Genomic DNA, 3,542 nt, shown 5'->3' with positions numbered 1-3,542 from the left:
TTACTGATCCGGCCACCCCCGAGAGCTACACTCCGACTCTCGTCGGCCGCGTCAGCTGTGTATCAGAGACAGGGCCGGCGGCCGGCCCGGGCACCACGTCGCCGACGGCCCGGACGGGGGGCGCCGTCGCCGTCCAGCCGAAGCCGGCCGGCACCTGGACGGCGGTCGCGGGGCCGTCGGCGCTGTCGGAGACGGACAGCCGGTGGACGGTCAGCTCGCCGTTGGACCGGTCGCCGAAGGCGACGATCACGCCGACCACGGTCAACGGCGCGGCGGCCGAGCCGAGCGGGGCGTCGACCAGCGTGGTCAGCGAGGCCGAGACCTTGGCGTCGCCGGTCAGCGGGAGCGTGCCCAGCGAGACCTTGTGGATCATGCCGAAGCGGTCGCGCAGCAGCAGCCTGGCCTCCGGGTGAAGCGACGGACGGGTACTGCCGCCGGGCGTCCCGGCCTGCTGCTCCGGCTGCTGGACGGTGACCTCCGCGTCGATCCGCAGCGGGTGGCCGGGCAGTTCCAGGCCGGCCGACGGCCCGGTGGGGGCGGGCTGGGCGAGCGACCCGAACAGGTCCTCGCGGGTGCGCCCGCCGAGCAGGTCGGCGCGGACCGGGACGCGCTCGGCGAAGGCGGAGGTGTCCACGGCGAGCAGTTGGCCCTTGCCGTTGGGCAGGGACTGGTCCTCGCGCACCACCGGGACGATCCGGTCACCGCCGGGCAGCGCGCCGTAGCGGCCGCCCTGGCCCATCAGGGCGTTGTGCGAGGCGGAGATCCGCAGGCCGCCGCCCGTGTTGAAGGCGGCCTGGTCACGCTGGGAGGCGGTCCAGGTGGCGGGGGGGGGGGGGGGCCCCCCCCCCCCGCGCGCCCCGCCCCCAGACCCCCACACACGGGCCCCGCGGGGCGCGGGGGCGCGCGGCGGGGGCGCCCCCCCCCCCCCCCCCCCCGGTGGCCACGGCCATCACGAGCAGCAGCACGGGGCCGGTGGCGCGGGCGGGCCGACGGGCCAGCTGCCAGCCCACCAGGGCCGGGCCGAGGCCGCGGCCGCGGGCGGCCACCCGGGCGCCGAGCCGGGCGGCGAGCGGCAGCAGGCGCAGCACCACCAGGGTGCCGGCGCAGAGCGCCAGGGTCGGGGTGGCCACCAGCAGCAGGTCCACGCCGAGCCGGCCGGAGGAGTCGGTCGACAGCCCACCACCGTACTGGCTGAGCTGCTGGTAGGCGAGCACGGCCAGGGCGAGCACGACGAGGTCGCCGCCGTTGCGCGCGACGCCGGAGACCAGGGCCTGGCGGCGGCCGGAGCGACTGCGCAGGGCGGCTCCGGCGCCGCGCAGCAGGCTTGGCAGGCTGGCCAGCAGGACGCAGGCGAAGGCGCAGAGCACAGCGATCGGCCAGAGCGACCAGCTGATGCCGGTGTCCAGGGGCACCTGGTGGTCGCTCCCGAAGCCGGCCAGGGCACGGACCAGGAACGGAGTCAGCAGGGGGGCCAGCAGCGCGGCGGGCAGGGCGAGCAGCAGCGACTCCGTCGCGGTGAAGAAGCCGAGCCGGGCGCCGGAGGCGCCGCGGGCGGCGAGCAGCTCGTTCTCGGCCGTCTGCCGGGTCGCGATCAGGTTGACGACCAGCAGCAGCGCTGCGACGGCGAGCACGGCCAGCTGGAGGGCGCCGATCAGCAGGGTGGTCCGGGCGACCATCATGCTGGAGGACAACTCACGCAGGATGTCGGGCAGTTCGGTCCTTGAACCGATGCTGGCGCGGGACTGCAGGTCATCGGCAAGGCCCTGGGCGCGGTCGCCCATGGCCTCCGCCGAGGACTGGCCGATGCCCGTGAAGTCGGCGTCGAGCAGCCAGCTGCGGCTGCTCTGCACCAATCCGGCGGTGGTGAAGGCGCTCTGGTCGACCAGCATCGGGCCGTAGGTGGTGAAGCCGCTGACCTCCACCTCGTGACCGCGGACCGGGTCGATGCGCCAGTACGCGTCGGCCGGGTCGACGGCCCGGTAGACGCCGGTGACGCGGACGGTCAGCGGCTTGCCGTCGAGGCGGTCCGCCAGCTGCACATCGGCGGGCAGGGCCTGGTCGGTGAGGCCGAGCCGGGCCAGCATGGTCTGCGGGACGGCGACCTGCGGGGCGGCGGTCTGGACCGGGCCGGAGGCCGCGGCGGGCCACGCGCCGGCGAGCAGGTGGGTCCGGTCTCGGTCGAGGTCGGCGAGGACCGTCAGGTCGGGCTGGGCTCCGGCTCCGGGGACTGCGGACCCGGGGGCGCCGCTGGTCCCGGTAGTGCCGCTGGCGCCGGTAGTGCCGCTGGTCCTGGTAGTGCCGGTAGCGCCGGCGCCGTCCGGCAAGCCGTAGGAGCGGCTGCGCAGCAGGCTGTCGGTGCGCACGGACAGGTCTCCGAAGAGCCTGCCGCGGTAGGCGGCGAGCTCCGCCTCGTCCTTCGCACGCTGGTCGAGCCCGTGTTCGGCGGTCACCACGACCGTGGTCCGGGCGTGGCCTGTCCCCTGGAGCGCCTGCCGCAGACCGGCCTCGCCGACACTGCGGTTGAACGCCACCAGCGCGGTCAGCACGGCCGTGGTGATCAGCACTGCGAGCAGCACGGCGGCAGCCAGCGGCAGTCGCCCACGCAGTCGGCGCACGACGAAGCCGAGCATCAAGTTCCTCCCCGGTCTTTACGTCCCCAGGTTGCGTCCCAGCCCGGTCCATCGATCCGATTTGGTCACAACTCGGCTACGAATAGACACACTTAGGGCACATCGACGCAATGATCACCGGCATTTGATCACCGGATAGCGGACGACTCTGTCAGATTCGATCCAGGAACGGAAGGGACTTGCGCTAACAAGTAAGTAATGAGCAAATTCCTTGCATTGGCAGCTCCCCCACTTCGGGCGCCCGCCAGAATGCCATGAACATTTCACAACTAAGGCTCCACAGCACGCCTTTGGGAACGCCGACCCGCACCCCGGAAATCGCCGCCCGAAACCGTGAACCCGTGGCGCCGCCCGTCCGTAGACACTGGGTAGACACACACAGGGGGAAGCCTCAATGACGCAGCCTCAGGCCACCGCCACCACCAACACCCCGATGGTGGCCGTGACCGACCTCCGACGCAGCTTCGGCACCGGCGAGCGGACCGTGCACGCGCTGCGCGGCGTCTCCTTCACCGTCGGCCGCGGCGAACTCGCCGCGCTCAAGGGCCGGTCCGGCTCCGGCAAGACCACCCTGCTCAACCTCGTCGGCGGCCTGGACGCCCCGACCGCCGGCAGCATCGCCCTGGACGGCACCGACCTCGCCGAGCTGAACGAGGACGGCCGGCTCGCCCTGCGGCGGGAGCGGATCGGCTTCGTCTTCCAGTCCTTCGGGCTGATCCCGATGCTCACCGCCGCCGAGAACGTCGGCGTGCCGATGCGGCTGCGCAAGGTCTCGGCCGCCGAACGCGAGGAGCGCGCGCACACCCTGCTGGCCCTGGTGGGGCGCGCCGCCCACGGCCAACAGCGGCCCCGCCAGCGCGCCCGCGGGCCCCCGCACCGCGGCGCCCGAGCCCCCGCCCGGGGCCACGAGCC

Annotated in this window: 3 protein-coding genes; 1 reads left to right on the top strand and 2 read right to left on the bottom strand. The window is 74.0% G+C overall.

What is annotated here, in order from left to right; all coding sequences use genetic code 11:
* Positions 1-25 precede the first annotated feature (25 nt).
* Positions 26-739: a hypothetical protein gene (locus ACFV6I_RS15260; protein WP_380425585.1), complete on the bottom strand. Its 714-nt coding sequence runs from the start codon at positions 737-739 to the stop codon at positions 26-28.
* 58 nt (positions 740-797) lie between these two features.
* Positions 798-2,630, bottom strand: a complete 1,833-nt coding sequence (locus ACFV6I_RS15255; protein WP_380425583.1) for an FtsX-like permease family protein — start codon at positions 2,628-2,630, stop codon at positions 798-800.
* A 394-nt stretch (positions 2,631-3,024) separates the two neighbouring features.
* Here ACFV6I_RS15255 and ACFV6I_RS15250 point away from each other — a divergent pair.
* Positions 3,025-3,542 (top strand): ABC transporter ATP-binding protein (locus ACFV6I_RS15250; RefSeq protein ID WP_380425581.1); only part of this gene is annotated, 518 nt, incomplete at its 3' end.

This window comes from Kitasatospora sp. NPDC059803, from assembly GCF_042732255.1.
In the GTDB taxonomy this organism is placed as follows: domain Bacteria; phylum Actinomycetota; class Actinomycetes; order Streptomycetales; family Streptomycetaceae; genus Kitasatospora.
This window is presented reverse-complemented; position numbering and strand designations above follow the sequence as displayed.